This window comes from Pseudomonas shiyinii (genome assembly GCF_056725765.1).
This window is the reverse complement of the sequence record NZ_CM161522.1, coordinates 3,076,035-3,102,942: the sequence shown is the minus strand read 5'-3', so window position 1 is coordinate 3,102,942 and position 26,908 is coordinate 3,076,035. Positions and strand designations below refer to the sequence as shown.

The window sequence follows — 26,908 nt, the reverse complement described above, 5'->3', positions numbered from 1 at the left end:
TCCCTATCAATGGCTGCTGTGGTCGACGGCGATGGCTTCGCCGCTGACGTCGAGGTATTGGCGGTTGCGCGGCGCGAGCAGCAGGTACAAGGCGGCGGCGGTGCCGGCGCCGATCAGCCAGGAGAACGGCGCGACGCTGTGGAAGTTGGGCACCAGGGCCAGGACGATGGCCAGCAGCGCGGTGGGCAGGAAGGCGGCGACGGCGCGCAGGTTGATGCCTCGGGTGTAGAAATAGGCGCCGGCCGGGTTCTCGCTGTACAGCTGCGGGACGTTGACCTGGCCTTTGCGCAGCAACCAGTAGTCGGCCATGATCACACCGTACAGCGGGCCGAGCAGGGCACCCAGGCCAGACAGGAAGTACACGATCACCAGCGGGCTGTTGTACAGGTTCCACGGCAGGATCAGCACTGCCAGGGTCGCGCTGATCAGCCCCGCGCGGCGGAAGTTCAGGTGGCGTGGCGCCAGGTTGCTCAGTACGAAGGCCGGGGCGACGAAGTTGGCCATGATGTTCACCGCCACGGTGACGATCAAGAAAGCCAGGCAACCCAGGACCAGGAACGGCGTGCTGGGGATGTTGGCGACGATCTGGGTGGGGCTGTCGATCACCTGGCCGTTGATCTGGAACTGGGCACCGCACAGCACCGCGGTGATGGTGGCGAACACCAGGATGTTCACCGGCAGGCCCCAGAAGTTGCCCACGCGAATGGTCTTGCGGCAGGGCGAGGAGCGGGCGAAGTCACAGAAGTTCAGCACCAGCGTGCCGTAGATCGCCAGCCACAGGGCGCCGCCAGCGAAGATGTTGCGCCACATCTCGTAGCCGGTCAGCGGCTCGGCCACCGACCAGGCGATGCGCGCATCGGCCTGGAAGTACATCCAGCCCGCAAGGCTTGCCACGGTCAGCAGGATCACCGGGCCGGCGAAGGCTTCGTAACGGCGCACCATCTCCATGCCGTAGGCCAGGATCACCAGTTGCACCAGCCAGATCGCCACGAAGCACACCCAACCCAGGCTCGACAGACCGAGGATGCTGTCCTGGTCATGGATGGCCAACTGCGGCCATATCGCCGTGAGCAGTACCCGCAATACCACCGAGGCCAGGTACGTCTGGATGCCGAACCAGGCGATGGCGATGACCGCGCGGATCAGGGCTGGGATCTGTGCGCCATGGATCCCGAACGCAATGCGGCTGATCACCGGGAAGGGCACGCCGGTCTTCTGCCCCATATAGCCGGACAGATTCATGAAGAAATACACCAATGCTGCGCCGATGGCCAAGGACAGCAGGATCTGCCAGCCACCCAGGCCGAGCGCGAACAGCCCCATGGCGAATGAATAGTTGGCGATGTTGTGCACGTCGTTGGTCCACAGCGCGAAGATGCTGTAGCGCCCCCAGCGCCGGCCTTCGCTGCGGGTCGGGGCCAGGTCGCGGTTATGCAGGCGTGGGCTGAGTTCGAGGTCCGGTAGATCACCGGCGAGTGGCGTGGAAGTGGGGTTGGTGCTGGCAACGGATAGTTCAGGGGCAAGGTTGAGGCTGGTACTCATTCCGGCAGGCTCCTGATGCGTGTGGACTGCGATGATCGGGCATGCGCACGGGCTCGCCATCTCGTCGGTGCAGCGTTGGCATCACTGGGTTCTGGGCGCAACGGCCTGCCGGGGCAGGCGCTGCGGGTTCTTGTGTATTTATGTTTTGTTCAACTTGTATACAAAACACAAGGACACAAAAGCGAGTTCCATGCCAGGCGAAAAGCAACTTTCAGCGCGAGGCTTTTTCGAATCTATCTTGTTGAAAGATAAGTGAATGAAATTGGGGAATTATAAGTTGACCAAATGAACAGTTTTTATTTTTGAAGTGCACTATTAGTTGATTAATTGGTCAGTTTTTCGCGGCGGAAGTGTGTAACGTGTTGGGGCGTTACCGGACAAAGTGCACACAAAAATGGCACCTAAGGTGACATTAGTGTGTACAAAAATTAATCGTCGCGTATCCGAACTACTATTCCATGGGTGGCAGCCGGCGTTTGACCGGTGTCTTCTTGATGATCGCCGTGTTGGTTTCGGCCAACACATTGATGCGATCGAGCAGGGTGTCCAGCTGTTCCATGGAGCGCACGTGCAGACGGGCGATGAAGCAATCCTCGCCAGTGACCTTGTCGCATTCGGTGAATTCGGGGATGGCGATGATCTGCCGCTCGACGTCTTGCAACTGTCCTGGCAGTGGCCGGATACGCACGATGGCCTGTAGCTGGTAACCGAAGCTGCGAGGGTCGACATCCACCGTGTAACCGCGCAGCACGCCACGTTCCTCCAGGCGGCGTAGGCGTTCGCTGACACTGGGTGCCGACAGGCCGCTGACCTGCGCCAGTGCCTTGAGCGAACGGCGGGAGTCTTCCATCAAGGCATTGATCAACAGCTGGTCTATGGCATCGGTCATGTCGCCCTCGTTAGGTGATTTCCTGTATTCGCCTTGATAGTAAAGGTGAATGCGCGAGAACGGCTTTGTTTTCCGCTGGATGGTCGACCGTCGCCTCGCACATACTGTGGCCCTGTTCGACAGGAGGTGTGAGATGGACAATTCGTTGCGTCGCGGCTCGCTGGAGATGACGGCCGCCATGCTGATTTCCGGTACCATCGGTTGGTTCGTACTGGTGTCCGGGCAGCCGGTACTGGAGGTGGTGTTCTGGCGTTGTGTGTTCGGCGCCGGCACCTTGCTGTTGATCTGCGCAGCCATGGGGTTGCTCAAGCCCGGTGCGCTGACCCGCACGACCTTCCTGCTGGCCGTGACCAGCGGGGTGGCCATCGTCGGTAACTGGGTGCTGTTGTTCGCCTCGTACGCCAAGGCCTCGATCGCGATCGGCACGGCGGTGTACAACGTTCAGCCGTTCATGCTGGTGGGGCTGGCGGCGCTGTTCCTGGGCGAGAAGATCACCCTGCCCAAGATGACCTGGTTGAGCCTGGCGTTTCTCGGCATGCTGGCCATCGTCAGTGCCCATGGCAGCGGCCAGGAAGGGGCGGGGGATTATCTGCAAGGCATCGGCCTGGCGTTGGGCGCAGCCTTCCTCTACGCCGTGGCGGCGCTGATCATCAAGCGCCTGAGCGGTACCCCGCCGCACCTGATCGCCTTGGTCCAGGTGGTGACCGGTATTGTGCTCCTGGCACCTTGGGTCGGGGTGCGAGGGCTACCGGCAGAAACATCGGCCCTGGCCAGCCTGGTGACCTTGGGCATCGTCCATACCGGGCTGATGTACGTGCTGCTGTACAGCGCCATCCAGCGCCTGCCGACGGCGCTGACCGGTGCACTGTCGTTCATCTACCCGATCGCGGCGATCCTGGTCGATTGGGTGGCGTTCGACCATCGCCTGGCACCGCTGCAGTGGCTGGGTGTGGCGGCGATCCTGCTGGCGGCGGCAGGCATGCAGCAGGGGTGGTGGTTCCGGTCGGGCAGAGGAGCGGTGAAGGGGTATTGAGCGAGGTTTGCCTTGCGGCCCTATCGCGGGACAAGCTTGCTCCCACAGGGATGCGCCGCTCTTGCGAACAGCGGTGAACCTGTGGGAGCGGGCTTGTCCCGCGATGGGGTACGTAGCAGCCTCTGACAGTGCTTATAGGCTGGCATTAGGTAGAATGCGTTCTTTTTGCTTGCGACCCCACCATGACCTCGCCGATCCATATCCTCGAGCAACACCTGCTCGCCGCCCTTGACCCCGCCCCGCAGGAAACCCGTCGCCTGTTCCACGGTCGTGGCCGCTGCTGGCCGGGCCTCGAGCAGATCACGGTCGACTGGCTGCAGGGCGTGCTGCTGGTAGCGCTGTTCCGCGAGCCGCCCGAGGGCCAGCTGGCCGAGCTGGAGGCCATGCTGCGCAGCCTCGCCGAGCGCCCGCAGTGGGCTGGGCAGGCCATCCTCATCCAGCACCGCTACCTGCCGGACAGCCCTGGCCAGTGGCTGCTGGGCGAGCCGTGCCAGCAACGCGAAGTGATCGAGGATGGCCTGACCTATCTGCTGGACCTGGGCGTGCGGCAGAACAACGGCCTGTTCCTCGACATGCGCTACGGCCGCCGCTGGGTACGCGAGCAGGCCGCGGGCAAGCGGGTGCTCAACCTGTTCGCCTATACCTGCGGATTCTCGGTGGCCGCCATTGCCGGCGGGGCGCAGCAAGTGGTCAACCTGGACATGGCCAAGGCGGCGTTGTCCCGTGGCCGCGACAACCACCGGCTCAATGGCCACGATGCCTCCCGGGTCGCCTACCTGGGGCATGAGCTGTTCAAGTCATGGGGCAAGGTGCGCAAGTACGGGCCCTATGACTTGATCATCATCGACCCACCGACCTTCCAGAAAGGCAGCTTCGTGCTGACCCAGGACTACGCGAAGATCCTGCGGCGCCTGCCGGAGCTGCTGACGGGAGAGGGGACGGTGTTGGCGTGCATCAATGACCCGGGGATCGGGCCGGACTTTTTGATCGAGGGCATGGGCGAGCATGCACCGGGGCTGGTATTCGTCGAGCGGCTGGAGAACCCGCCGGAGTTTCCGGATGCCGATCCGGCAGGGGGCTTGAAGGCATTGGTGTTTCGCCAGCGAGCCTGAGTAAGCTTCAATCGCGGGACAAGCCCGCTCCCACAGAGATCGTATCTGTCGGTGCGGGCTTGTGTCGCGAACCGTTACTGGTTGGTATAGATCTGGTCGAACACGCCACCGTCATTGAAGTGGGTTTTCTGCACGGTACGCCAGTCGCCGAAGGTCTTCTCCACCGATAGGAAATCGACTTTCGGGAAGCGGTCGGTGTACTTGGCCAGAACGGTCGCGTCACGTGGGCGCAGGTAGTTCTGCGCGGCCAGTTCCTGGGCGGCCGGCGACCACAGGTATTTGAGGTATTCCTCGGCCACGGCGCGGGATTTCTTGCGCTCGACAACCTTGTCGACCACGGTCACCGGCGGCTCGGCCTCGGCCGACACGCTCGGGTAGACCACCTCGAACTGGTCGCGACCGAATTCGCGGGCGATCATTTCCGCCTCGTTCTCGAACGTCACCAGCACGTCGCCGATCTGGTTGGTCATGAAAGTCGTGGTGGCGGCGCGTCCGCCGGTGTCCAGCACCGGAGCCTGCTTGAACAGCTTGCCGACGAACTCGCGCGCCTTGGCTTCGTCGCCGCCTTGCTTGAGCACATAGCCCCAGGCCGACAGGTAGGTGTAGCGGCCGTTACCCGACGTCTTGGGGTTGGGCACGATCACCTGCACGCCGTCCTTGAGCAGGTCGGGCCAGTCCTTCAGGGCCTTGGGGTTGCCCTTGCGCACGATGAACACGGTGGCGGAGGTGAACGGCGCGCTGTTGTTCGGCAGGCGCGTGACCCAGTTGTCCGGCACCAGCTTGCCGTTGTCGGCCAGGGCATTGATGTCGGTGGCCATGTTCATGGTGATGACGTCTGCCGGCAGGCCGTCGATCACGGCGCGTGCCTGCTTGCTCGAGCCGCCGAAGGACATTTGCACGTTGACCTTCTCGTTGTGCTCGGCTTCCCAGTGCTTCTGGAATGCTGGGTTGTAGTCCTTGTAGAAGTCGCGCATCACGTCGTAAGACACGTTGAGCAGGGTCGGTGCAGCCTGGGCCAGGTTGCCCAGGGCCATACCGGCGGCGAGCAGCGATGCGGTGAAGAGCTTTTTCACGTTGCTTCCTTGTTCTTGAGAGGTTGTAGGCAGTTTGCCAGCGACTATAGCGGGTGGCTTGGCAGGGGTTAAAGAACAAAAAACACTTTGGTTATGCCGGTGCTTGTGCGGCCCCTTCGCGGGCTGGGCATCACTGCTTCGGGAACAACGCATTGCCACAGCGCGAGCAGAACGCCGCGCCGTGTTCATGGGTGTTCTTGCGGCACGTCGGGCAATCATGCTGCAGCTGTTCGCCGCGCAGGGCGTTGGCCAGCTCCGCCGTGAAGATGCCCGTGGGTACGGCGATGATCGAATAACCGGTGATCATCACCAGCGACGACAGTACCTGACCCAGCGGCGTCTTCGGCACGATATCGCCGAACCCTACGGTGGTCAGGGTGACGATCGCCCAGTAGATGCCCTTGGGGATGCTGGTGAAGCCATGCTCGGGGCCCTCGACCACGTACATCAAGGTACCGAACACGGTCACCAGGGTCGATACGCTGACCAGGAACACGATGATCTTCTGCCGGCTGCCCTGCAGTGCCGCGAGCAGGTAATGGGCCTGCTTGAGGTAGGGGCTGAGCTTGAGCACACGGAAGATCCGCAGCATGCGGATGACCCGCACGATCAGCAGATACTGGGCGTCGCTGTAGTACAGGGCGAGGATGCCCGGGATGACCGCCAGCAGGTCCACCAGCCCATAGAAGCTGAAGGCATAGCGCAGGGGCTTGGGCGAGCAGTAGAGCCGCACCAGGTACTCCACCAGGAAGATCGCGGTGAAGCACCACTCGATCCCGGCCAGCAGGCCGGCGTATTGCTGGTGCACTTCGTCGATGCTGTCGAGCACGACTGTGACCAGGCTGGCGAGGATGACCAGCAGGAGGATCTTGTCGAAACGCCTGCCGGCGACGGTATCGGTCTGGAAGACGACGACGTAGAGCCGCTCGCGCAGGTTCGCAGGGTTATCCATGGGCTCGTTCCATTGTGCGATGGCCTGAGCCTAGGGGGTGCGTTCTAGCTGTGCAAGCGGTCTGCGTTGCGGCGCTGGGCCGATTGCGCCAGGTGGCTGCCCAGGTGCATCAGCCAGCAGGCGACGACAAAGGGTGCGGTCAGGCCAGCGATAGGCATCAGGTTGAATAAAGGCTGCAGCAACAGTGCCATGGCGATGGCCAACAACGTCACCCAGGCACGTTCGCCCTGGCGGCTGAAGGCCAGCGCGGCGAGCGCTGCGTTGAAACCGAACAGCCCCATCCAGGCAGCCTGGGCCTCGCCCGCCAGCAGGGCGACACCGCCGCCGACGGCCGAGCCGATCAACGCCCAGAGTGCGGCATAGGGGTTGGCGATGAACATGCCGATGACGATCAGCAGGCCGGCCAGCGGGTTGTCCAGCAGGAAGATCTGGCCGACACCACGTAGCAAGGCATACAACGGGTTGGCCTCGGTGTAGAGGGCCGGCATGGGCTCTGCCACCAGCAGGGTACCCCAGCCCAGCAGCACGAAAGGTGCGGTGTAGGCGATCAGCAGCTTGCCGCCGCGCTTGCGCCATTGGTGCGTGAGGATGCTGGAAAGGCCGCCGGCGGCGATGATCAGCGGTGGCATGATGGCCGACCAGGGCAGCAGCGCGGCAATCAGCAGGCCGATCAGTACGCCGTTGTAGCAGTACAGGCCAGCCTGGCGATCGGCGCGTTCGTAACCGCGGCGCTGGGCGGTCAGCAGCCCGGCCAAGGCGCCGAGCAGGGCGCCGCCGACCAGGTTCGGGGCGGTGACCAGGATGGCCAGCAGGCAGCACAGGCCGCACAAGGGATTGCGCAGCAGCAGTACCTGGCTGAAGCCGTTGAGCAAGGCCGTGGCCCAGTCGGGGCACGGGTTGACGAAATTCTTGGTGTACATGGGGCAGTCGGGAAGGTGGATGGAAGAGCGGTGGGCCTCTTCGGGCCTCGGGTTTTCCGCAGGTTTCATGGATCGGTGTAACGGGAGGGCCGCGCCCTCCAATCGCCGGCAAGCCGGCTCCCACAGGGATTTCGCAAGTCTTGAACGCGGCGCAATCTCGGTGGGAGCTGGCGACAGCCTGCGATGGGCTGCAAAGCAGCTCCAGCACCATAGAATCTCCCACAGGGGGGCGCACAGCGCCCCCCGGCATTCTCAGACCAAGGTCTCGATCCGCAGCGTATTAGTCGTCCCTGGCTTGCCGAAAGGCACACCGGCGGTGATCAGCAGCGTGTCGCCACGGCTGGCCATGCCTTGGGCCTGGGCAATTTCCAGCGCAGTGGAAACGACCTCATCGACTTGGTGCAGGCGATCGTTGACCACCGAGTGCACGCCCCAGGTCACGCTCAGGCGGCGGGCGGTGGAGAGGTTCGGCGTCAGGTTGAGGATCGGTGCGCGTGGCCGTTCGCGGGCAGCGCGCAGGGTCGAGGAGCCCGACTCGCTGTAGTTGACCAGCACGGCCACCGGCAAGATGCCACTGATGCGGCGAATCGCGCAGCTGATGGCGTCCGAGACCGTGGCTTCGGCCTTGGGCCGGCCGACGTCGAGCTGGGCCTGGTAGTCCGGGCCGTTCTCCACCTGGCGGATGATCTTGCTCATCATCTGCACGGCTTCGAGCGGGTAGTCGCCCGAGGCGGTCTCGGCCGACAGCATGACTGCGTCGGTGCCTTCGGCCACGGCGTTGGCCACGTCGGTGACCTCGGCGCGGGTCGGGGCAGGGGAGAAGCGCATCGACTCGAGCATCTGGGTCGCCACCACCACGGGTTTACCCAGCTGGCGGCAGGTGCCGATGATGCGTTTCTGGATCTGCGGCACGCTTTCGGCCGGCACTTCCACACCCAGGTCGCCACGGGCGACCATGATCGCGTCGGACAGCTCGGCGATCGCCTGCAACTGCTCGACCGCCGACGGCTTCTCGATCTTGGCCATCAGGTAGGCGCGCTCGCCGATCAGTTGACGGGCTTCGACGATGTCTTCCGGGCGCTGGACGAACGACAGGGCCACCCAGTCCACGCCCAGGTCCAGGCCGAAGGCCAGGTCGCGGCGGTCTTTCTCGGTCAGCGGGCTGAGGTCGAGCACGGCCTGGGGCACGTTCACGCCCTTGCGGTCGGACAGCTCGCCGCCGGCAACCACCTCGGTGTCGATGGCGTCGCTGTGCTTGGCGGTCACCCGCAGGCGCAGCTTGCCGTCATCGAGCAGCAGGTCCATGCCCGGTTCCAGCGCCGCGATGATCTCGGGGTGGGGCAGGTTGACCCGGCGGCTGTCGCCCGGGGTGGTGTCCAGGTCCAGGCGCAGGGCCTGGCCGCGTTGCAGCTGCACCTTGCCGTCGGCGAAACGGCCGACGCGCAGCTTGGGCCCTTGCAGGTCCATGAGGATGCCCAGCGGATAGTTCAGCTGTTGCTCCACTTCGCGGATCCACTGGTAGCGCAGGGCGTGGTCGGCGTGCTCGCCATGGCTGAAGTTCAGGCGGAAGATGTTCACGCCGGCCTCGACCAGTTGGCGGATATCGTCGACGCCTTTGATCGCAGGGCCCAGGGTTGCGAGGATTTTGACTTTCTTGTCTGGCGTCATGATGGCTGAGTCTCGAGGATCAGGATGGCACGGAAGTCGTTGACGTTGGTGCGGGTCGGCTCGGTGACGATCAGCGCATCCAGTGCGGCGAAGTAGCCATAGCCGTTGTTGTTGTCCAGCTCGTTGGACGCCGACAGGCCCAGGGCCTCGGCGTTGGCATAGCTTTGCGGGGTCATGATGGCGCCGGCGTTCTCCTCGGAGCCGTCGATGCCGTCGGTGTCCCCGGCCAGGGCGTAGACACCCGGCAGGCCCTTGAGGTTTTCGGTCAGGCTGAGCAGGAACTCGGCGTTGCGCCCGCCACGACCGTTGCCGCGCACGGTGACCGTGGTCTCGCCGCCGGACAGGATGATGCAAGGCGCCTTGAGCGGCTGGCCGTGCAGCACGATCTGCCGCGCGATACCGGCATGCACCTTGGCCACTTCGCGCGACTCACCTTCCAGGTCACCCAGGATCAGCGGGCTGAAGCCCGCCTGGCGGGCCTTGACGGCCGCGGCCTCGAGCGACTGCTGGGGCTTGGCGATCAACTTGAAGTGGCTGCGCGCCAGGGCTGGGTCGTCGGCCTTGACGGTTTCCGAGGCGGGGTTGTTGAGCCAATCGATGACGGCCTTGGGCGCTTCGATGGCGTAGCGCTTGAGAATGGCCAGGGCATCGGCCGAGGTGCTCGGGTCGGCCACGGTGGGGCCGGAGGCGATGACGGTGGCCAGGTCCCCGGGGACGTCGGAGATGGCATAGGTGTAGACCGTCGCTGGCCAGCAGGCCTTGGCCAGGCGACCGCCCTTGATCGCCGAGAGGTGCTTGCGCACGCAGTTCATCTCGCCGATGGTGGCGCCGGACTTGAGCAGGGCCTTGTTGATCTGTTGCTTGTCGGCCAGGGTCAGGCCTTCGGCAGGCAGGGCCAGCAGGGCCGAGCCGCCACCAGAGAGCAGGAAGATCACCCGGTCGTCTTCATTGAGGTTGCTGACCAGCTCCAGCACGCGCTTGGCCACGGCCAGGCCAGCGGCATCGGGGACCGGGTGGGCGGCTTCGACCACTTCGATCTTCTGGCAATTGGCGCCATGGCCGTAGCGGGTCACGACCAGGCCGGACACCTCGCCCTGCCAGCTCTTCTCGACCACCTCGGCCATGGCCGCGGCGGCCTTGCCGGCGCCGATGACGATGACGCGGCCGGTGCGGTCGGCGGGCAGGTGGGGTTCCAGGACCTGGCGGGGGTGAGCGGCGGCAATGGCCGTATCGAACAGCTCGCGGAGAATTCTTTGTGGATCGACCGACATGGCAGGCTCCCAAAATCTTATTGTTCTGCAGAATCGAAAACGCCCCTGGAACTGCCTCCGTGCAGGCCGAACCAGGGGCGGGTGTTGCTCGGTGTCACCGTTGAGCCTGTGGTCGCAGGTCCAAAGGTGTGGATTTCATCGCCGGCAAGCCGGCTCCCACAGGTACGGCGGAGTACTTCGGGCTAGTGGGAGCCGGCCTGCCGGCGATTGGGCTGCAAGGCAGCCCCTTGTCACTTGTCGTCGCGGATCGAGAAGTTGGCCATGTGCTCCAGGCCTTTGATCAGCGCCGAGTGGTCCCAGTTGCCGCCGCCCAGGGCAACGCAGGTGCTGAACACTTGCTGGGCGTTGGAGGTGTTGGGCAGGTTGATGCCCAGCTCCTTGGCGCCTTGCAGGGCCAGGTTCAGGTCCTTCTGGTGCAGGTTGATGCGGAAGCCTGGGTCGAAGGTGCCCTTGATCATGCGCTCGGCGTGCACTTCGAGGATCTTCGAGGAGGCGAAACCGCCCATCAGCGCTTCACGTACCTTGGCTGGGTCCGCGCCGTTCTTGGCAGCGAACAGCAGGGCTTCGCCGACGGCCTGGATGTTCAGAGCGACGATGATCTGGTTGGCGACCTTGGCGGTCTGGCCGTCACCGTTACCACCGACGCGGGTGATGTTCTTGCCCATGGCTTCGAACAGCGGCAGGGCGCGCTCGAAGGCTTTCGGGCAGCCACCGACCATGATGCTCAGGGTGCCGGCCTTGGCGCCGACTTCGCCACCGGACACCGGGGCGTCCAGGTAGGCAGCGCCGGTGGCCTTGATCTTCTCGGCGAAGGCCTTGGTCGCGGTAGGGGAGATCGAGCTCATGTCGATCACCACCTTGTTCGGGCCGACGCCTTCGGCCACGCCATTCTCACCGAACAGGACCGCTTCTACCTGCGGGGTGTCCGGGACCATGACGATGATGAACTCGGCTTCCTGGGCCACTTCCTTCGGGTTGGCCAGGGCGACGGCGCCAGCGGCGACCAGGTCGGCCGGGGCGGCGTCGTGGTGAGTGGAGACGAACAGGCTGTGACCTGCCTTTTGCAGGTTCTGGGCCATTGGTTTGCCCATGATGCCGGTGCCGATGAAACCGATTTTAGCCATGACAATGTGCCTCTTTGTATTTGTTCGCGGAGCCTGTAGGAGCGGGCTTGCCCCGCGATGGCGGCGCTGAGGTCGCCATCGCAATCGCGGGGCAAGCCCGCTCCTACAGGTCGGTGTTCAATCTTTAGATTGCGTTATGGGTCTTCAGCCAGCCCAGGCCTGCTTCGGTGGTGGTCAGCGGCTTGTATTCCGCGCCCACCCAGCCCTGGTAACCGATGCGGTCCAGGTGCTCGAACAGGAAGCGATAGTTGATCTCGCCGGTGCCTGGTTCGTTGCGGCCGGGGTTGTCGGCCAGCTGGATGTGGTTGATCAGCTTCAGGTTGGCTTCCATGGTACGAGCCAGGTCACCTTCCATGATCTGCATGTGGTAGATGTCGTATTGCAGGAACAGGTTGTCGCTGCCGACTTCGGCCTGGATTTCCAGGGCCTGCTTGGTGGTGTTCAGGTAGAAGCCCGGGATATCGCGGGTGTTGATCATTTCCATGACCAGGCGGATACCGGCGGCCTTGAGCTTGTCGGCGGCGTACTTGAGGTTGTCGACGAAGGTCTTGCGCACGGTGGCGCAGTCCGGGCCTTGCGGGCGGATACCGGCCAGGCAGTTGACTTGGGTGTTGCCCAGGACCTTGGCGTATTCGATGGCCTTGTCGACACCTGCGCGGAATTCCTCGACGCGCTCGGGGTTGCAGGCGATGCCGCGCTCGCCCTTGCCCCAGTCACCGGCCGGCAGGTTGAACAGCACCTGGGTCAGGCCGTGGGCATCGAGCTGTTGCTTGATCTCGGCGGCGCTGAAATCGTACGGGAAGAGGTATTCGACACCGCTGAAACCAGCGTCGGCGGCGGCCTTGAAGCGGGCCAGGAAGTCCTGCTCGGTGAACAGCATGGACAGGTTGGCAGCGAAGCGAGGCATGGTTGTCTCCTTGCAGATGAAGGCCCCCGGCACAGCCGGCGCGGGGGCGTCAGGCGGTCAGTCCAGCATCGAGATCGCGGTAGGCGCGTCGTTGCCGACCAGGGCGAGGTCTTCGAACTCGTTGACCGCGTTGATCTCGGTACCCATGGAAATGTTGGTCACGCGCTCGAGGATCACTTCGACCACCACCGGCACGCGGAACTCTTCGGCCATCTTCTGCGCCTTGAGCAGGGCAGGGGCGATTTCAGCCGGCTCGAACACGCGCAGTGCCTTGCAGCCCAGGCCCTCGACCACGGCCACGTGATCGACGCCGTAGTTGTTGGCCTCGGTGGCGTTGATGTTCTCGAACGCCAGTTGTACACAGTAATCCATGTCGAAGCCACGCTGGGCCTGGCGGATCAGGCCGAGGTAGGCGTTGTTCACCAGTACGTGGACGTACGGCAGGTTGAACTGCGCGCCCACGGCCAGCTCTTCGATCATGAACTGGAAGTCGTAGTCACCGGACAGCGCGACGACCTTGCGCTTGGGGTCAGCCTTGACCACACCCAGGGCAGCCGGAATGGTCCAGCCCAGCGGGCCGGCCTGGCCGCAGTTGATCCAGTGGCGTGGCTTGTACACGTGCAGGAACTGGGCGCCGGCGATCTGCGACAGGCCGATGGTGCTGACGTAGCAGGTGTCCTTGCCGAAGACCTGGTTCATTTCCTCGTAGACGCGCTGCGGCTTGACCGGCACGTTGTCGAAGTGGGTCTTGCGCTGCAGGCTCGACTTGCGCTGCTGGCAGTCTTCCAGCCACTCGCGGCGGCACTTGAGCTTGCCGGCGGCTTTCCACTCGCGGGCCACTTCCAGGAACGCGTCCAGTGCCGCGCCTGCGTCGGAAACGATACCCAGGTCCGGGGTGAACACACGGCCGATCTGGGTCGGTTCGATGTCTACGTGAACGAACTTGCGGCCTTCGGTGTAGACGTCGACGGAGCCGGTGTGACGGTTGGCCCAACGGTTACCGATACCGAACACCAGGTCGGACTTGAGCAGGGTAGCGTTGCCGTAGCGGTGCGAAGTCTGCAGGCCGACCATGCCGACCATCTGTGGGTGGTCGTCCGGGATGGTGCCCCAGCCCATCAGGGTCGGGATGACCGGTACACCGGTCAGTTCGGCGAATTCGACCAGTTTTTCGCTGGCATCGGCGTTGATCACGCCGCCGCCGGAAACGATCAGCGGACGCTCGGCTTCGTTGAGCATGGCCAGGGCTTTTTCAGCCTGGACACGGTTGGCGGCTGGCTTGTGCACCGGCAGCGGCTCGTAGGCGTCGATGTCGAATTCGATCTCGGCCATCTGCACGTCGAACGGCAGGTCGATCAGCACAGGGCCTGGGCGGCCGGTGCGCATTTCGTAGAAGGCCTTCTGGAAGGCGTAGGGCACCTGGCCTGGCTCCAGAACGGTGGTCGCCCACTTGGTGACTGGCTTGACGATATTGGTGATGTCAACGGCCTGGAAGTCTTCCTTGTGCAGGCGGGCACGAGGCGCTTGGCCGGTGATGCAGAGAATTGGGATGGAGTCGGCCGAAGCGCTGTACAGGCCGGTGACCATGTCGGTGCCGGCTGGGCCGGAGGTGCCGATGCACACACCGATGTTGCCCGGGTTGGCGCGGGTGTAACCCTCGGCCATGTGGGAAGCGCCTTCGACGTGGCGAGCGAGGACGTGATCGATGCCACCGACTTTCTTCAGGGCCGAGTACAGCGGGTTGATGGCTGCCCCCGGGATGCCGAACGCGGTATCTACACCTTCACGGCGCATGACCAGAACGGCTGCATCGATTGCTCTCATTTTGCTCATGGTTTGTGCCTCATCGATTTTGTAATTGTATACAACTTGCTTTGCGACAGAGTGTATTCACGCTCGACGCCCTAGGTCAATCCATTTTCATCTGTAGAAGTGGCTTTCGTCGGGAAGCCGGTGAAAACGGCATTTCGTCCGATCGTGCACGATAGTCTAAAAATATTGTATACAAAAAATCTGGCCGTTGTGTTCTATTGTCGTATCGGTTTTCAACTGCCCTCAGGGCTTCTCACAACAAGAAGAGGACCTTTCCATGAACGCATTGACCCTGAAAGTCGCCGTCAGCCTGGTGAACGCCGCGCTGGACGCCGGTCGCAAGATCAACGCCGCCCCCTTGACGGTGGCGGTACTGGACGCCGGTGGGCATCTGCTCGCGCTGCAGCGCGAGGACGGCGCCAGCTTGCTGCGCCCGCAGGTGGCCATGGGCAAGGCCTGGGGGGCTGTCGCCCTGGGCAAGGGCTCGCGCCTGCTGGCGCTGGATTCGCAACAACGGCCGGCTTTCTTCGCGGCGCTCAATGGCCTGGGCGAGCGTCCGGTGGTACCGGCGCCGGGTGGTGTGCTGATTCGCGATCAGGACGGCAAGGTGCTGGGTGCGGTAGGGATCAGCGGCGATACGTCGGATATCGACGAGCAGTGCGCGATCAGTGCGATCGAGGAGGTGGGGCTGACGGCGGATGCCGGAGTGGTGGCGTAAGCGTCTGAAATCCTGGGGCCGCTACGCAGCCCTTTCGCGGCACAAGGCCGCTCCTACAGGTTCAACGATGATCCTTGTAGGAGCGGCCTTGTGCCGCGAAAGGGCTGCGTAGCGGCCCCGCTTTTTATCAGGCCGCCTCGGGCTCGCAGCCTTTGAGCACCAGGCGGATGATGGTTTCGGCCGCCGCTTCGTAGTCGGTGTCGGACAGCTTGGCCTTGCCGGTGATCACCGAGATCTGCCAGTCGAAGTCGGCGTAGGTCTGGGTCGCCGCCCAGATGCTGAACATCAGGTGATGCGGGTCGACCGGGGCGATCTGCTTGCGCTCGATCCAGCGCTGGATGCACTCGATGTTGTGCCGCGCCTGCTCGTTGAGCTGCTGCACCTGGTTGGGCGACAGGTGCGGGGCGCCATGCATGATCTCGCTGGCGAACACCTTCGACGCATGGGGCAGGTCACGGGAGATGCGGATCTTCGAGCGGATGTAGCCGCTGAGCACCTCCTTGGGGTCGCCGTCGGCGTTGAATGGCGTGGAGGCCTGCATGATCGGCGCGATGATGCTCTCCAGGACCTCGCGGTAGAGGTTTTCCTTGGATTTGAAGTAGTAGTACACGTTCGGCTTGGGCAGGCCAGCCTTGGCGGCGATGTCGCTGGTCTTGGTGGCGGCGAAGCCCTTGTCGGCGAATTCTTCGCTGGCCGCGCGCAGGATCAGCTCCTTGTTGCGCTCGCGAATGGTGCTCATGTCGGGAATCTTCCTTTGTCTGGCCACCTCTAAAGAGGGTCCGGCATGGTAGCACCCGCCTTGTCGGGCGCTCAAGGCAGCCGCTTTGGGCTAGACTTCGGCCCATTCAACCCATTGGAAACACGCAAACATGGCAGGAAGCAGTCTACTGGTACTGATCGACGACATCGCCACGGTGCTCGACGATGTCTCGGTGATGACCAAGGTCGCGGCGAAGAAGACCGCAGGCGTGCTGGGCGACGATCTGGCGCTCAATGCCCAGCAGGTCACAGGCGTGCGCGCCGACCGGGAACTGCCGGTAGTCTGGGCGGTGGCCAAGGGGTCGTTGGTCAACAAGGCGATTCTGGTGCCGGCGGCCTTGCTGATCAGTGCGTTCATACCCTGGGCGGTGACCCCGCTGTTGATGCTCGGTGGCGCCTTCCTGTGCTACGAAGGCTTCGAGAAGCTCGCGCACAAGTTCCTGCACAGCAAGGCCGAGGATGCGACGCAGCATGCGGCGCACACCGAAGCCCTGGCCGACCCGAACATCGACCTGGTGGCCTATGAGAAGGACAAGATCAAAGGCGCGGTGCGCACCGACTTCATCCTCTCGGCCGAAATCATCGCCATCACCCTGGGCATCGTTGCCGATTCACCGCTGACGCAGCAGATCGTCGTGCTCTCGGGCATCGCCGTGGTGATGACCATCGGGGTGTATGGGCTGGTGGGTGGCATCGTCAAGCTCGACGACTTGGGGCTGTGGCTGACCACCAAGGCATCCGGGCTGGCCCAGGCGGTGGGCAATGGCATCCTGCGCGCGGCGCCCTACATGATGAAGAGCCTCTCGGTGATCGGCACTGCGGCCATGTTCCTGGTCGGCGGCGGCATCCTGGTGCATGGCATCGAGCCGCTGCACCACGCCATCGAGGCCTTCAGCGAAGGGCGCGGCGGTGCCTTGACCGGAGGTGTGCTCAACGGCCTGGCCGGCGTGGTGGCCGGGGCTGTGGTGCTGGCCGTGGTGAGTGGGGTGGGCAAGGTGTGGAAGGCGCTGCGGCCGGCCAGGTGACCGTGGAGGATGGCCGGGGCAAGCCCCCGGATCGCGGGACAAGCCCGCTCCCACAGTCAGGAAGCGCCCTACGCCTGTAGGAGCGGCCTTGCGCCGCGAAAGGGCTGCGCAGCAGCCCCCGCGCACCGTCAGAAGTGATACTTGAGCAGGAAGCTCATGGTGTTCTGGTCGGTGGTGAACGCATCGCTGTCCTTGATGCCGTACTTGTTCTTCCAGTAATCGTACTCGATACCCACGTACAGCTGCTTCTGGCCGATCTTCAGCGCCTTGCCCAGGTCGTACTTGACCTGTGGATTGAAGTGCAGGTTGGCCTGGTAGGTGCCGCGGCGGTTCTCGTCGTTGTCCACCACCCAATCCATGAATCCGTCGATCAGGATGTCAGACGAACCCACAGGCAGCGTGTAGGACCACACCGGGGTGATCTGCCAGACGTTGTCACCCGGGCGGCTGCCGTCGGTGGTGCGCTGGTAGAAGTTCAACTGGAAGTAGTCGAAGCCCGGGATATCCAGGTCGAAGCCTGGGCCGATCAGGTAGGCCTCGGTGTCGCCTTCGCCGAACTCGTAGGTCATGGCCAGCAGCACGTCCTTGACCGGGCCGAACGAGAGCTTCTGGTCGAAGATCTTGCCGAACGACAACCGCGGACTGATTTCGCCGTAGTAGGTGTTCGGGCCATTGCCGGCGTCTTTCTTGCCCTGGTAGAAGATCTTGTCGAAGAAGATGAAGTTGTCCCCGTACTTCCAGCCATCGGCATGCTCGAAAGTGAAGGTCTGCTGGGTTTCCGGGTTCACCTTGAAGTTCTTGCCCCACAGGTAGGTGAGGCTGTTGTTCTGCCATTGCAGCAGATCGCCGGCGAACGTGGCTCCGGATGCCAGCAGGCCGCCGGCGAGTATCAGGCTATTGATGGTACGCATTGCGAAGGTCGCTCCCTTGAGTCAGATCTGTTGTCAGCGCTCTTTGGCGCTATTCTTGTCTTTCGAGTCAGCTTTTTTCGATTGGCCACAGCTGTTTGGCAAGAGCTGCGCCAACTTTCCGGGTTGGTCACAACCATCCTGCTCGACTTCGTTCTGAACGGATGAAAAGGGTGTTTCAGGCTGGCAACACGTTGGCCAACCGCCCGAATTCATTGACTGAGCGGTCAGGAAACGCGGGCAGGATCCTTCCTGCCCTGATCGAGGGGGCGCGCAGATTACTCACTTGCGCGCTGGGCCTCAAGTGCTCCGTCCTGGCGCACTATGGCATAAAACCTGATCTTTGAGTCAACTTTTAGAAGTGAACTTTCACCAAGGCGCTGGTTACGCTCTGGTTGCTGTCGATGTTGCCTTGGCTGTCGATGCCGTACTTGTCCTTCCAGTAGCTGTATTCGATACCCACATAGAGCTGCTTGGCGCCCCAGTTCAGGGCCTTGCCCAGGTCGTACTTGACCTGTGGGTTGAACTGCAGGTTGGAATGGTAGGTGCCGCGGCGGGTCTGGTCGTTGTCCACCACCCAGTCGATGTAGCCATCGATGAGGATGTCGGATTTGCCCACCGGAATGGTGTAGGACCAGTTCGGGGTGATCTGCCAGACATCATCCCCGGGGCGGCTGCCCTCGGTATTACGCCAGTAGAAGTTCAGGTTGAAATAGTTGAAGCCAGGCACTGCCAGGCTGAAGCCGGGGCCGATCAGGTAGGTCTCGTTGTCGCCTTCGCCGCGCTCGTAGGTCATGGCCAGCAGGACGTCCTTGATCGGGCCGAACTCGAGCTTGCGGTCGAAGATCTTGCCGAACGACAGGCGCGGGCTGAACTCACCGTAGTAGGTGGTCGGGCCTTTGGTGGCATCGGCCTGGCCGTTGTAGAAGGTCTTGTCGATGAACAGGAAGGTGTCGCCGTATTTCCACCGGTTGGCGTGTTCGAACGTCACCGTCTGCTGGATGCCTGGGTTGACCTTGAAGTCCTTGCCGTACAGGTACGTCAGGCTTTCGCCGTGCCACTCCAGCCAGTCGCCTGCGACGGCGGGGAGGGTGGCCAGCAGGCTGCTGCCCAGCAACAGGGACGAGGTGATGCGCTTCATGTTGTGATTCCCGGTTCTTGTTCTTGTTTGTGGTTTTTTCGGCGCGCAGGCGCCCCGTACGGCCCACGAGCGTGGGCCGACGGTGTTGCGGTTACTGCGGGGAAGAGCAGGGCGGCAATGCAGCCGCCCGACCACTCAGTGCTGATGCGCGGCGTTGTGCACGGCGCGCTCGGCACCGCCGAGGATGTTGAACAGCAGGTTCAACACCAGGGCGCTCACCGTGGCCATGGCGATGCCGCTGTGGGTGATGGGTTCCATCCACTGGGGCATCTGGGCGAAGAACTCCGGACGGACCACAGGGATCAGGCCGAAGCCGACGCTGACCGCGACCAGCAGCTGGTTGCGACGGTCGGAGATGTCCGCTTCCTGGAGGATCTTGATGCCCGTGGCAGTGACCATGCCGAACATGGCGATGGACGCGCCGCCCAGTACCGCAGGTGGGATCGAGGCAATCAGGAAGGCCGCCTTCGGCAGCAGGCTGAGGAGGATCAACAGCGCGCCGGCCACGATGGTGACATAGCGGCAGCGCACCCCGGTCATCTGCACCAGGCCGATGTTCTGGGCGAAGGAGGAGTGGGTGAAGGTATTGAAGAAGCCGGCGACGAACGACGCCCCCGCGTCGCACATCAGACCGCGCCGCAGCATGCCAGGGGTGACTTCACGGTCGGTGACCTTGCCCAGGGCGAGGAACATGCCGGTGGATTCCACGAAGATGATCACCACCACCAGGCACATGGACAGGATCGGTGCCAGGCTGAAGGTCGGCATGCCGAAGTGCAGTGGGGTGACCACTTGCACCCACGGCGCCTCGGACAGGCCGGACAGGTCGACCATGCCGATGGAACCGGCCAGGATGTAGCCCAGGCCCATGCCTACCAGTACCGAGACATTGACCCAGAACCCACGCATGAAACGGTTGATCAGCAGGATCACTGCCAGTACCAGGCCGGCAACCAACAGGTAGATGGGCGAGCCGAAGGTATCGGCCTCATGGCCACCACCGGCCCAGTTGACCGCGACCGGGAACAACGACAGGCCGATCGAGGTGATCACGGTGCCGGTGACCAGAGGCGGGAAGAACCGCACCACCTTGGACATGAACGGCGCGATCAGCATGCCGAAGAAACCGGCCGCGATGGTCGCGCCGAAAATCCCCTGCAGGCCGACGCCCGGCATGCCGGCCATGGCGACCATGCTGCCGACGGCAGCGAAGCTGGCCCCCATCATCACCGGCATGCGAATGCCGACGGGACCGATACCGAACGATTGGACCATGGTGGCAACGCCTGCGACCAGCAGGTCGGCGTTGATCAGGAAGGCAACTTCTTCACGAGACAGCCCGGCGGCCTGGCCAATGATCAAAGGCACGGCGATCGCGCCTCCGTACATCAGCAATACATGTTGCAGGCCCACCAGGATCAGTTGGAACAGGGGCAGAGGCTGTCGTGGGGGCGCAACGGGGATGTACGCCTTGCGGGACTCGGACATGCAGCACCTCGAGTTTTGTTTTTATTCTCGGATCCAAGCGTCGGGCTCCGGAGGGGCAGGCCCGAAGGCCTGGGGTTTCCCCTGTGGAGCCCTAGCTCGATGCTAGCTACGTACTACTTACAGCTTGACGTGTGTTACCGCGTGCAACTCAGTTGACCGGAGCGCCCTTGGCGATCCAGGCACCGACCATGTTGCGTTCTTCCTGGGTCATCTGGGTGATGTTGCCCAGTGGCATGATCTGGCTGGCGACGGCTTGCGCCTGGATGCGCGCGGCCTGGGCCTGGATCTGTTGCGGGGTGTCGAACATCACGCCGGCAGGGGCGGCGCTGAACAGCGGGCTGGTCGGCTTGGCCGAGTGGCACACGGTGCAGCGTTCCTGGATGACGGTGTGGATCTTCTCGAAACCACCGGGTGCGGCCTGGGCGGTAGCCTGGGCTGGCGCCTCGGCCGGTGCTGCAGGCGCCTCGGCGGCCGTGGTGGCCTCTTCGGCGCGCTGTTCGGCAGCGGTCTTGCCACCGATGGCGGTCGCCGGCAGCGGCTGGTACTCGATCTTCGCCGCGGCTTGCTCAGGTGCGGTAGGCATCGGCTTGGGGCCGGTCACGTAGGCCAGGCAGATCATCGCCAGGGCGCCGACAGGCAGGGTCCAGGCGTACTTGTTGCTGTCATGGCGGGTGTTGAAGTAGTGACGGATCAATACCGCAGCCACTGCGATCCCAGCCAGGATCAGCCAGTTGTACTGGCTGCCGTAGGTGCTCGGGAAGTGGTTGCTGATCATGATGAACAGCACCGGCAGGGTGAAGTAGTTGTTGTGGCGCGAACGCAGCAGGCCCTTGGCCGGCAGGACCGGATCAGGGGTTTCGTTCTTTTCGATGGCCGCCACCAGCTGGCGCTGGGCCGGCATGATGATGCGGAACACGTTACCGACCATGATGGTGCCGATGATCGCGCCGGTATGCAGGTACGCACCACGGCCGCTGAATACCAGGCTGAAGCCGAAGCAGGCAGCGATGATCAGGACGAACAGCACGGCACCGAGCAGGGCCGGGCGCTTGCCCAGGGGCGAATCGCAGAGGAAGTCATAGATGAACCAGCTTGCCACCAGCGAGCCGATACCGATGGCCACGCCCTCGGCACCGCTCAGGGTGCTGCCAGGGGCCAGCAGGTAGAGGGTCGGGTTCCAGTAGAACACCACGCAGAGCAGGGCGATACCGGACATCCAGGTGAAGTAGGCTTCCCATTTGAACCAGTGCAGGTTCTCGGGCATCTTCGGCGGGGCCAGCTTGTACTTCTCGAGGTGGTAGATACCACCACCGTGGATGGCCCAAAGGTCACCCGACAGCCCGTCACGCGGATTGCTCCGGTTCAGGTTGTTTTCCAGCCAGACGAAGTAGAACGAGGCACCAATCCAGGCGATGCCGGTGATCATGTGAACCCAGCGAATGCTCAGGTTCAGCCATTCGTGAAGGTGTGCTTCCACAGTATTTACCTCTTGCCGGTCACGACCCGGGCGAACCCTGGATGACCGACCTTTTCTTATTGGTGGGGATTGAGGACCAGCATCTGTTCCTCGGTGAAGTAATGCTCGTCGCAGTTGTTGCCGGAACCACTGCGATCAACCACCAGGAAGTCATCCCGCTTTTCGATCGTCAGCACCGGGTGGTGCCAGACGCCGCGATGGTAATTAACGCCCTGCCTGCCATTACTGCGGAAGGCTCGGACCAAGCCTGATACAGGTGCATCGCCAACTGGCGCGACCACGATCAGAAAGGGGTTGCCGAGCAGCGGGATGAAAGCCTGGCTGCCCAGCGGATGGCGTTCCAGCATGCGTACGGTCAGTGGCATCTCCAGAGCGTCGGCGCGGAAGATGCTGATGATCGCTTTGTCCTCGGGCTCGGCGGTCTCGACCGTGGCGAGCTTGTGGAAGCGCATGGTCGACCCGTTGTTGATCATGAAGTGGTCGCTGCCATCGGTTTCGATCACGTCACCGAACGGGGCGAAGGCTTCTTTGGTCAGGGGCTCGATCACTAAAGTGCGCATGCGGTTATCTCTTTGTTCTATGTTCTGTTTGGGGGTGGGCCGGCCCCGGGGCGAATGTATCGCGCAGTCGGGGCCGGGCATCGCACCGTCTTTTAAAGCTGCAGCAGGCGGAACAGCGCGATCAGGTTGATCTGCGCCAGGGCCTCCTTGAATTCGGCATCGACATCGTTGTGGATGCGTTTTTCGAAGGAGGCGAGGATCTGGTGCCGGTTGCTGCCCTTGACCGCCATGATGAACGGGAATTGGAACTTGGCCTTGTAGGCGTCGTTGAGTTCGGTGAAGCGCGCGAACTCTTCGGCGGTGCACTGGTGGATACCGGCGCCGGCCTGTTCGTTGGTGCTCGACTCGGTCAGCTCGCCCTGGATGGCGGCCTTGCCTGCCAGGTCCGGGTGAGCGTTGATCAGGGCCAGCTGGTCTTCATGGCTGGCGCTGAGCAGGATGTCGCTCATGCGCTGGTGCAGCGCTTCGATCTCGTCCAGTTCAGCCAGCTGACCCAGGTCATAGGCTTTCTCGGCAACCCACGGCGAGTGCTCGTAGATGTCGGCGAAGGCTTCGACGAAGGCGTCGCGGGCCAGGGTCGATGGCTTGAGGGTCTTGAAAGCGGTCATCAGGCGTTCTCGTTCTTGTACGGGTGGGTGGCGTGCCAGTGGCGGGCGATGTCGACGCGACGGGCGAACCAGACCTGGTCGTGGCTCTTGGCGTATTCGATGAAGCGCTTGAGTGCGGCCAGGCGGGCCGGGCGGCCGACCAGGCGGCAGTGCAGGCCGATCGACAGCATCTTCGGTGCTTCGGCGCCTTCTGCGTAGAGCACGTCGAAGGCGTCCTTGAGGTACTGGAAGAACTGCTCGCCGCAGTTGAAGCCCTGGACCTGGGTGAAGCGCATGTCGTTGGTGTCCAGGGTGTACGGGATCACCAGGTGCGGTTTGCCGGTCGGGTTGTTCGGCTCCCAATAGGGCAGGTCGTCATCGTAGGTGTCGCTGTCGTAGAGGAAGCCACCTTCCTCCATCACCAGGCGGCGGGTGTTCGGGCCGGTGCGGCCGGTGTACCAGCCCAGCGGGCGTTCGCCGGTGAGTTCGGTGAGGATGCGGATTGCCTCGAGCATGTGCTCGCGTTCCTGGGCCTCGTCCATGTACTGGTAGTCGATCCAGCGGTAGCCGTGGCTGCAGATCTCATGGCCGGCTTCGACCATGGCGCGGATCACGTCGGGGTGGCGTTGGGCGGCCATGGCGACGGCGAAGATGGTCAACGGCACGCCGGTGTCCTTGAACAGCTTGAGCAAGCGCCATACGCCGGCACGGCTGCCGTATTCATAGAGCGATTCCATGCTCATGTTGCGCACGCCTTGCAGGGGCTGGGCGGCAACCATCTCGGACAGGAAGGCTTCGGACTCCTTGTCACCGTGCAGGACGTTGCGTTCGCCACCTTCTTCATAGTTGAGCACGAAGGACAGAGCGATGCGTGCATTCCCCGGCCATTGCGGGTGAGGTGGGTTGTTGCCGTAACCGATCAGGTCGCGAGGGTAGTCAGCGCTCACTGCAGTCTTCCTTCTTGTTCGTTGGTGCGTGGGGTGGGCGGCCCGCGTCGGGTTGTCGCACCACCGGATGGGGTGATTGTATACAACTTCTGAAATCTTTTGTAAGCCTGTTTTTCCGCATTTCTTCCCATTTGTCGGTTGAGAATGTATTGCAAGAAACCTGCCTGGTCGGTCAGCTAATGACGACGCCGTCGGCACGGGGCCTGTCTTTCCAGCCGTTGGTGTATTTACAAGCAGGGCAGGGGGGTAGTGCAAGAGGTGTTCAAAAAATTGTGTACAATTTCTCGGGAAAATGTCTTAATGGCTCCATTCCCGCACACCGCAGGCCCCTGGCGCGGTGATTGCCGTGTATTTTTTGCCCACGCATATGACAAGAGGCGACAAGCAAATGGGACGTTTGACTACACACGTACTGGATGCCGCTCACGGCTGCCCGGGCAACTCGATCAAGGTCGAGCTGTACCGTGTCGAAGGCCAACAGCTGGAGCTGGTGAACACCGCCCTGACCAACAGCGACGGCCGCGTCGACGCGCCGTTGCTGCAGGGTGACGATTACCGTACCGGGGTGTACCAGCTGCAATTCAGCGCCGGCGACTACTACCGTGCTCGCGGTGTGAAACTGCCTGAAACCGCATTTCTGGATGTTGTCGTGCTGCGCTTTGGTATCGATCAGAACCAGGAGCACTACCATGTGCCGCTGCTGATCTCGCCGTACAGTTACTCGACCTATCGTGGAAGCTAGTTGGTCGCTAGAAGAATCTTCGTAGGTCCTTGGCCCGCTCTCACACTGGCGGGCTTTTTTTTGTCCTGGATTTGGTGCTGGTGTTGGTCAGCTGACGAGGCGCACGTTAGGGGTGGCGGCTGGGGCTGCTGTGCAGCCCAATCGCCGGCAAGCCGGCTCCCACGAGATACAGCGATCCAGCGGATACCGCTGAGCCCTGTAGGAGCCGGCTTGCCGGCGATTGGGCCGGGGCAGGTAACCGACCGGCATGAGTCTTCGCCGCCGCTTTTGCTCTCGCTTTTCCTACGCAATAGCCCCGGCGCCGCCAATCGCGACGTCAGGAGGCTGAATGGAGGCGTTGCGTAGGTGGGTGCCCGGCATGGATACCTGGCAAGCGGCGCAGGGCCACGGATGGCCCTTCGCCCCGCCGGAGCGATACTGGAGGGAGCCCCGGCGCGCAGCGCCGGGGCCGGATGCAGGACTCAGCGGTTTTTGCCTACGTTTGCCCAAGAGCAAAAGTAGGTCGCCGTAAAGGCGAAAAGCCCCGGTGGCGCCACCGCCGAACATGACTATTCACGCTCTCTATAAGCCCAAGCCTCAAAGAAACACAAACTTGGCAATAAAGATCACGCACAGCACCCACAAGCTAGCGGAAATCTCCTTGAACTTCCCGGTCCCCGCCTTGAGCGCCACATAGCTGATAAAGCCCAGGGCAATCCCATCCGCCACCGAGAACGTCAACGGCATCATGATCACAGTCACGATCGCCGGAATCGCATCGGTCGCCTCGTCCCAGTGAATATGCGCCATGCTCCCCATCATCAGCATCGCTACATAGATCAGCGCCCCCGCCGTGGCATACGCTGGGATCATCCCCGCCAGCGGTGCAAAGAACATGGCCGCGACGAACAGCAGGCCAACCACGACAGCGGTCAGGCCCGTCCGGCCACCGGCGGCAACCCCTGCGGCACTTTCCACGTAGCTCGTCACCGGCGGAACCCCCACCGCAGCACCGAACACACTCGAGGCACTGTCCGCCTTCAATGCGCGCGACAGGTTTTCGATGCGCCCGTCGTCAGCCACCAGGCCAGCCCGCTGGGCCACGCCCATCAAGGTGCCGGCGGTGTCGAACATATGCACGAAGAGGAACGCCAGCACCACGCTGATCATGCTGACGTTGAACACCCCGGCAACGTCCATGGCCATCCAGGTCGGCGCCAGGCTCGGAGGCAGCGAGAACACCCCGCCGTATTGCACCAGCCCCAGACCCCAACCCGCCAGGGTCACGGCGATGATGCTGATCAGGATGGCGCCGAATACCCGGTGGTAGCTGAGCACGGCGATCATCAGGAAGCACACCGCCGCCAGCAGCGGGCCTGGCTCATGCAGCGAACCGAGCTTGATCAGCGTGGCCGGGCTGTCGACGACGATACCCGCGGTCTTGAGGCCGATCAGGCCGAGGAACAGCCCGACGCCAGCACCCATGGCATGGCGCAGGCTCACGGGAATGCTGTTGAGCAGCCATTCGCGTACCCGCGAAAGCGTCAGCAGCATGAACAGTACGCCGGAGACGAATACCGCGCCCAGCGCCGCCTCCCAGGTGTAGCCCATGGTACCGACCACGGTATAGGTGAAGAACGCATTGAGCCCCATGCCCGGGGCCAGGCCAACCGGCCAGTTGGCGTACAGGCCCATCAGCAGGCAGCCAAGGGCTGCGGCAATGCAGGTGGCGACGAACGCTGCACCGTGGTCGATACCGGCGTCGGCCATGATGTTGGGATTGACGAAGATGATGTAGGCCATGGTGATGAAGGTGGTCACCCCGGCGATCAGCTCGGTCCTGACGGTGCTGCCATGTCGCTTGAGTTTGAAAATCCGTTCCAGCCAGCTCGTTTCGAGCGGTGGAGCGAGATCCAGCGTAGGGGCTTCGGATTTGCGGCTTTCCACAGCGAGTACTCCTCAAGTCTTTCTTGTTGTTTCGGAGCCTGGTCCTGCGCCATGCACTTGGGCGGCTCCGCGAGGGGATTTGGCAGACGTCCGACCGTTTGTTGACTTTCGGGTCAAGAAGTTGCTCGCAGGATTATGCGTTTGTGTACAAATAATGCAAATAATGTTTTATCTTTTGTGGGCGAAATACGACGCATAGTGGCTATATGGCGAAGGCCACCTGCAGAAACCGGTATGCCTGTGTACAATAGGCCGATACCTTGATCCCTTTTTTCTTTCCAGGACTTGCCAGCCACCCTCTGACGGGTATTACAGTCAAGGTCCCGA

Annotated in this window: 24 protein-coding genes; 5 read left to right on the top strand and 19 right to left on the bottom strand. The window is 62.9% G+C overall.

Translation table 11 applies throughout. The features are described 5' to 3' along the window. Window positions 1-6: 6 nt before the first annotated feature. Window positions 7-1,542: an NCS1 family nucleobase:cation symporter-1 gene (locus ACXHGZ_RS13925; protein ID WP_324817601.1), complete on the bottom strand. Its 1,536-nt coding sequence runs from the start codon at window positions 1,540-1,542 to the stop codon at window positions 7-9. 451 nt (window positions 1,543-1,993) lie between these two features. Beyond that, window positions 1,994-2,431 carry an Lrp/AsnC family transcriptional regulator gene (locus tag ACXHGZ_RS13920; protein WP_480460294.1) on the bottom strand — a complete coding sequence of 146 codons (438 nt, stop codon included), beginning with the start codon at window positions 2,429-2,431 and terminating at the stop codon, window positions 1,994-1,996. Window positions 2,432-2,564: 133 nt separating this feature from the next. Between ACXHGZ_RS13920 and ACXHGZ_RS13915 the strand changes: the two genes are divergently transcribed. Next, on the top strand, window positions 2,565-3,464 hold the full coding sequence (locus tag ACXHGZ_RS13915) for a DMT family transporter (RefSeq protein ID WP_084854607.1): 900 nt from the start codon (window positions 2,565-2,567) through the stop codon (window positions 3,462-3,464). Window positions 3,465-3,646: 182 nt separating this feature from the next. Continuing rightward, window positions 3,647-4,576 (top strand): class I SAM-dependent methyltransferase, encoded by a 930-nt coding sequence (locus ACXHGZ_RS13910; RefSeq protein WP_084854608.1) that lies wholly within the window; start codon window positions 3,647-3,649, stop codon window positions 4,574-4,576. Between the two features lie 74 nt (window positions 4,577-4,650). Here the strand turns inward: ACXHGZ_RS13910 and ACXHGZ_RS13905 are convergent, their stop codons facing one another. The 8 genes from ACXHGZ_RS13905 to gcl form a co-directional block, all read right to left on the bottom strand. Then, on the bottom strand, window positions 4,651-5,649 hold the full coding sequence (locus ACXHGZ_RS13905) for a sulfate ABC transporter substrate-binding protein (RefSeq protein WP_084854609.1): 999 nt from the start codon (window positions 5,647-5,649) through the stop codon (window positions 4,651-4,653). A gap of 130 nt (window positions 5,650-5,779) precedes the next feature. Further along, entirely contained in the window at window positions 5,780-6,601 is an 822-nt protein-coding gene (locus ACXHGZ_RS13900; RefSeq protein WP_084854610.1) for an ion transporter, read from the bottom strand. Window positions 6,602-6,645: 44 nt separating this feature from the next. After that, window positions 6,646-7,521 carry an urea transporter gene (locus tag ACXHGZ_RS13895; RefSeq protein WP_084854611.1) on the bottom strand — a complete coding sequence of 292 codons (876 nt, stop codon included), beginning with the start codon at window positions 7,519-7,521 and terminating at the stop codon, window positions 6,646-6,648. Window positions 7,522-7,773: 252 nt separating this feature from the next. Continuing rightward, window positions 7,774-9,189 (bottom strand): pyruvate kinase, encoded by a 1,416-nt coding sequence (gene pyk, locus ACXHGZ_RS13890; protein WP_480460293.1) that lies wholly within the window; start codon window positions 9,187-9,189, stop codon window positions 7,774-7,776. Beyond that, window positions 9,186-10,460, bottom strand: a complete 1,275-nt coding sequence (locus ACXHGZ_RS13885) for a glycerate kinase type-2 family protein (protein ID WP_480460292.1) — start codon at window positions 10,458-10,460, stop codon at window positions 9,186-9,188. The genes pyk and ACXHGZ_RS13885 overlap by 4 nt, the downstream gene beginning before the upstream one ends. 230 nt (window positions 10,461-10,690) lie before the next feature. Continuing rightward, window positions 10,691-11,584, bottom strand: a complete 894-nt coding sequence (locus ACXHGZ_RS13880) for a 2-hydroxy-3-oxopropionate reductase (protein ID WP_084854614.1) — start codon at window positions 11,582-11,584, stop codon at window positions 10,691-10,693. Window positions 11,585-11,708: 124 nt separating this feature from the next. Continuing rightward, window positions 11,709-12,491 (bottom strand): hydroxypyruvate isomerase, encoded by a 783-nt coding sequence (hyi, locus tag ACXHGZ_RS13875; RefSeq protein ID WP_070576732.1) that lies wholly within the window; start codon window positions 12,489-12,491, stop codon window positions 11,709-11,711. A 57-nt stretch (window positions 12,492-12,548) separates the two neighbouring features. After that, on the bottom strand, window positions 12,549-14,324 hold the full coding sequence (gene gcl / locus ACXHGZ_RS13870) for a glyoxylate carboligase (RefSeq protein WP_084854615.1): 1,776 nt from the start codon (window positions 14,322-14,324) through the stop codon (window positions 12,549-12,551). A 256-nt stretch (window positions 14,325-14,580) separates the two neighbouring features. Here gcl and ACXHGZ_RS13865 point away from each other — a divergent pair, with 256 nt between their 5' ends. Continuing rightward, a complete protein-coding gene (locus tag ACXHGZ_RS13865; protein WP_084854616.1) occupies window positions 14,581-15,021 on the top strand; it encodes a GlcG/HbpS family heme-binding protein in 441 nt (146 codons plus the stop codon). Window positions 15,022-15,148: 127 nt separating this feature from the next. Here ACXHGZ_RS13865 and ACXHGZ_RS13860 read toward each other — a convergent pair whose 3' ends face one another. After that, window positions 15,149-15,760, bottom strand: a complete 612-nt coding sequence (locus ACXHGZ_RS13860; protein ID WP_084854617.1) for a TetR/AcrR family transcriptional regulator — start codon at window positions 15,758-15,760, stop codon at window positions 15,149-15,151. Window positions 15,761-15,890: 130 nt separating this feature from the next. Here ACXHGZ_RS13860 and ACXHGZ_RS13855 point away from each other — a divergent pair, with 130 nt between their 5' ends. Beyond that, entirely contained in the window at window positions 15,891-16,805 is a 915-nt protein-coding gene (locus ACXHGZ_RS13855) for a DUF808 domain-containing protein (protein WP_480460291.1), read from the top strand. Window positions 16,806-16,933: 128 nt separating this feature from the next. Here the strand turns inward: ACXHGZ_RS13855 and ACXHGZ_RS13850 are convergent, their stop codons facing one another. The 7 genes from ACXHGZ_RS13850 to puuE all read right to left on the bottom strand — a co-directional run bounded on the left by ACXHGZ_RS13850 (window position 16,934) and on the right by puuE (window position 23,913). Continuing rightward, window positions 16,934-17,716: an outer membrane protein OmpK gene (locus ACXHGZ_RS13850; protein ID WP_084854619.1), complete on the bottom strand. Its 783-nt coding sequence runs from the start codon at window positions 17,714-17,716 to the stop codon at window positions 16,934-16,936. A gap of 352 nt (window positions 17,717-18,068) precedes the next feature. Further along, window positions 18,069-18,854, bottom strand: coding sequence for an outer membrane protein OmpK (locus ACXHGZ_RS13845; RefSeq protein WP_084854620.1), 786 nt, complete (start codon window positions 18,852-18,854; stop codon window positions 18,069-18,071). Between the two features lie 135 nt (window positions 18,855-18,989). Beyond that, window positions 18,990-20,342 carry a nucleobase:cation symporter-2 family protein gene (locus ACXHGZ_RS13840; RefSeq protein ID WP_324813808.1) on the bottom strand — a complete coding sequence of 451 codons (1,353 nt, stop codon included), beginning with the start codon at window positions 20,340-20,342 and terminating at the stop codon, window positions 18,990-18,992. A 148-nt stretch (window positions 20,343-20,490) separates the two neighbouring features. Next, window positions 20,491-21,819 (bottom strand): urate hydroxylase PuuD, encoded by a 1,329-nt coding sequence (locus tag ACXHGZ_RS13835; protein ID WP_480460290.1) that lies wholly within the window; start codon window positions 21,817-21,819, stop codon window positions 20,491-20,493. A 56-nt stretch (window positions 21,820-21,875) separates the two neighbouring features. Continuing rightward, a complete protein-coding gene (locus ACXHGZ_RS13830) occupies window positions 21,876-22,379 on the bottom strand; it encodes an ureidoglycolate lyase (RefSeq protein ID WP_084854623.1) in 504 nt (167 codons plus the stop codon). Window positions 22,380-22,471: 92 nt separating this feature from the next. Further along, window positions 22,472-22,987, bottom strand: coding sequence for a 2-oxo-4-hydroxy-4-carboxy-5-ureidoimidazoline decarboxylase (gene uraD, locus ACXHGZ_RS13825; protein ID WP_084854624.1), 516 nt, complete (start codon window positions 22,985-22,987; stop codon window positions 22,472-22,474). Next, window positions 22,987-23,913, bottom strand: a complete 927-nt coding sequence (gene puuE / locus ACXHGZ_RS13820) for an allantoinase PuuE (protein WP_084854625.1) — start codon at window positions 23,911-23,913, stop codon at window positions 22,987-22,989. Before puuE ends, uraD begins: the two co-directional genes overlap by 1 nt. A 388-nt stretch (window positions 23,914-24,301) precedes the next feature. Here puuE and uraH point away from each other — a divergent pair, with 388 nt between their 5' ends. Continuing rightward, on the top strand, window positions 24,302-24,655 hold the full coding sequence (uraH, locus tag ACXHGZ_RS13815; RefSeq protein ID WP_084854626.1) for a hydroxyisourate hydrolase: 354 nt from the start codon (window positions 24,302-24,304) through the stop codon (window positions 24,653-24,655). A 576-nt stretch (window positions 24,656-25,231) separates the two neighbouring features. Here the strand turns inward: uraH and ACXHGZ_RS13810 are convergent. Next, window positions 25,232-26,581: an NCS2 family permease gene (locus ACXHGZ_RS13810; RefSeq protein ID WP_084854627.1), complete on the bottom strand. Its 1,350-nt coding sequence runs from the start codon at window positions 26,579-26,581 to the stop codon at window positions 25,232-25,234. Between the last annotated feature and the right edge of the window lie 327 nt (window positions 26,582-26,908).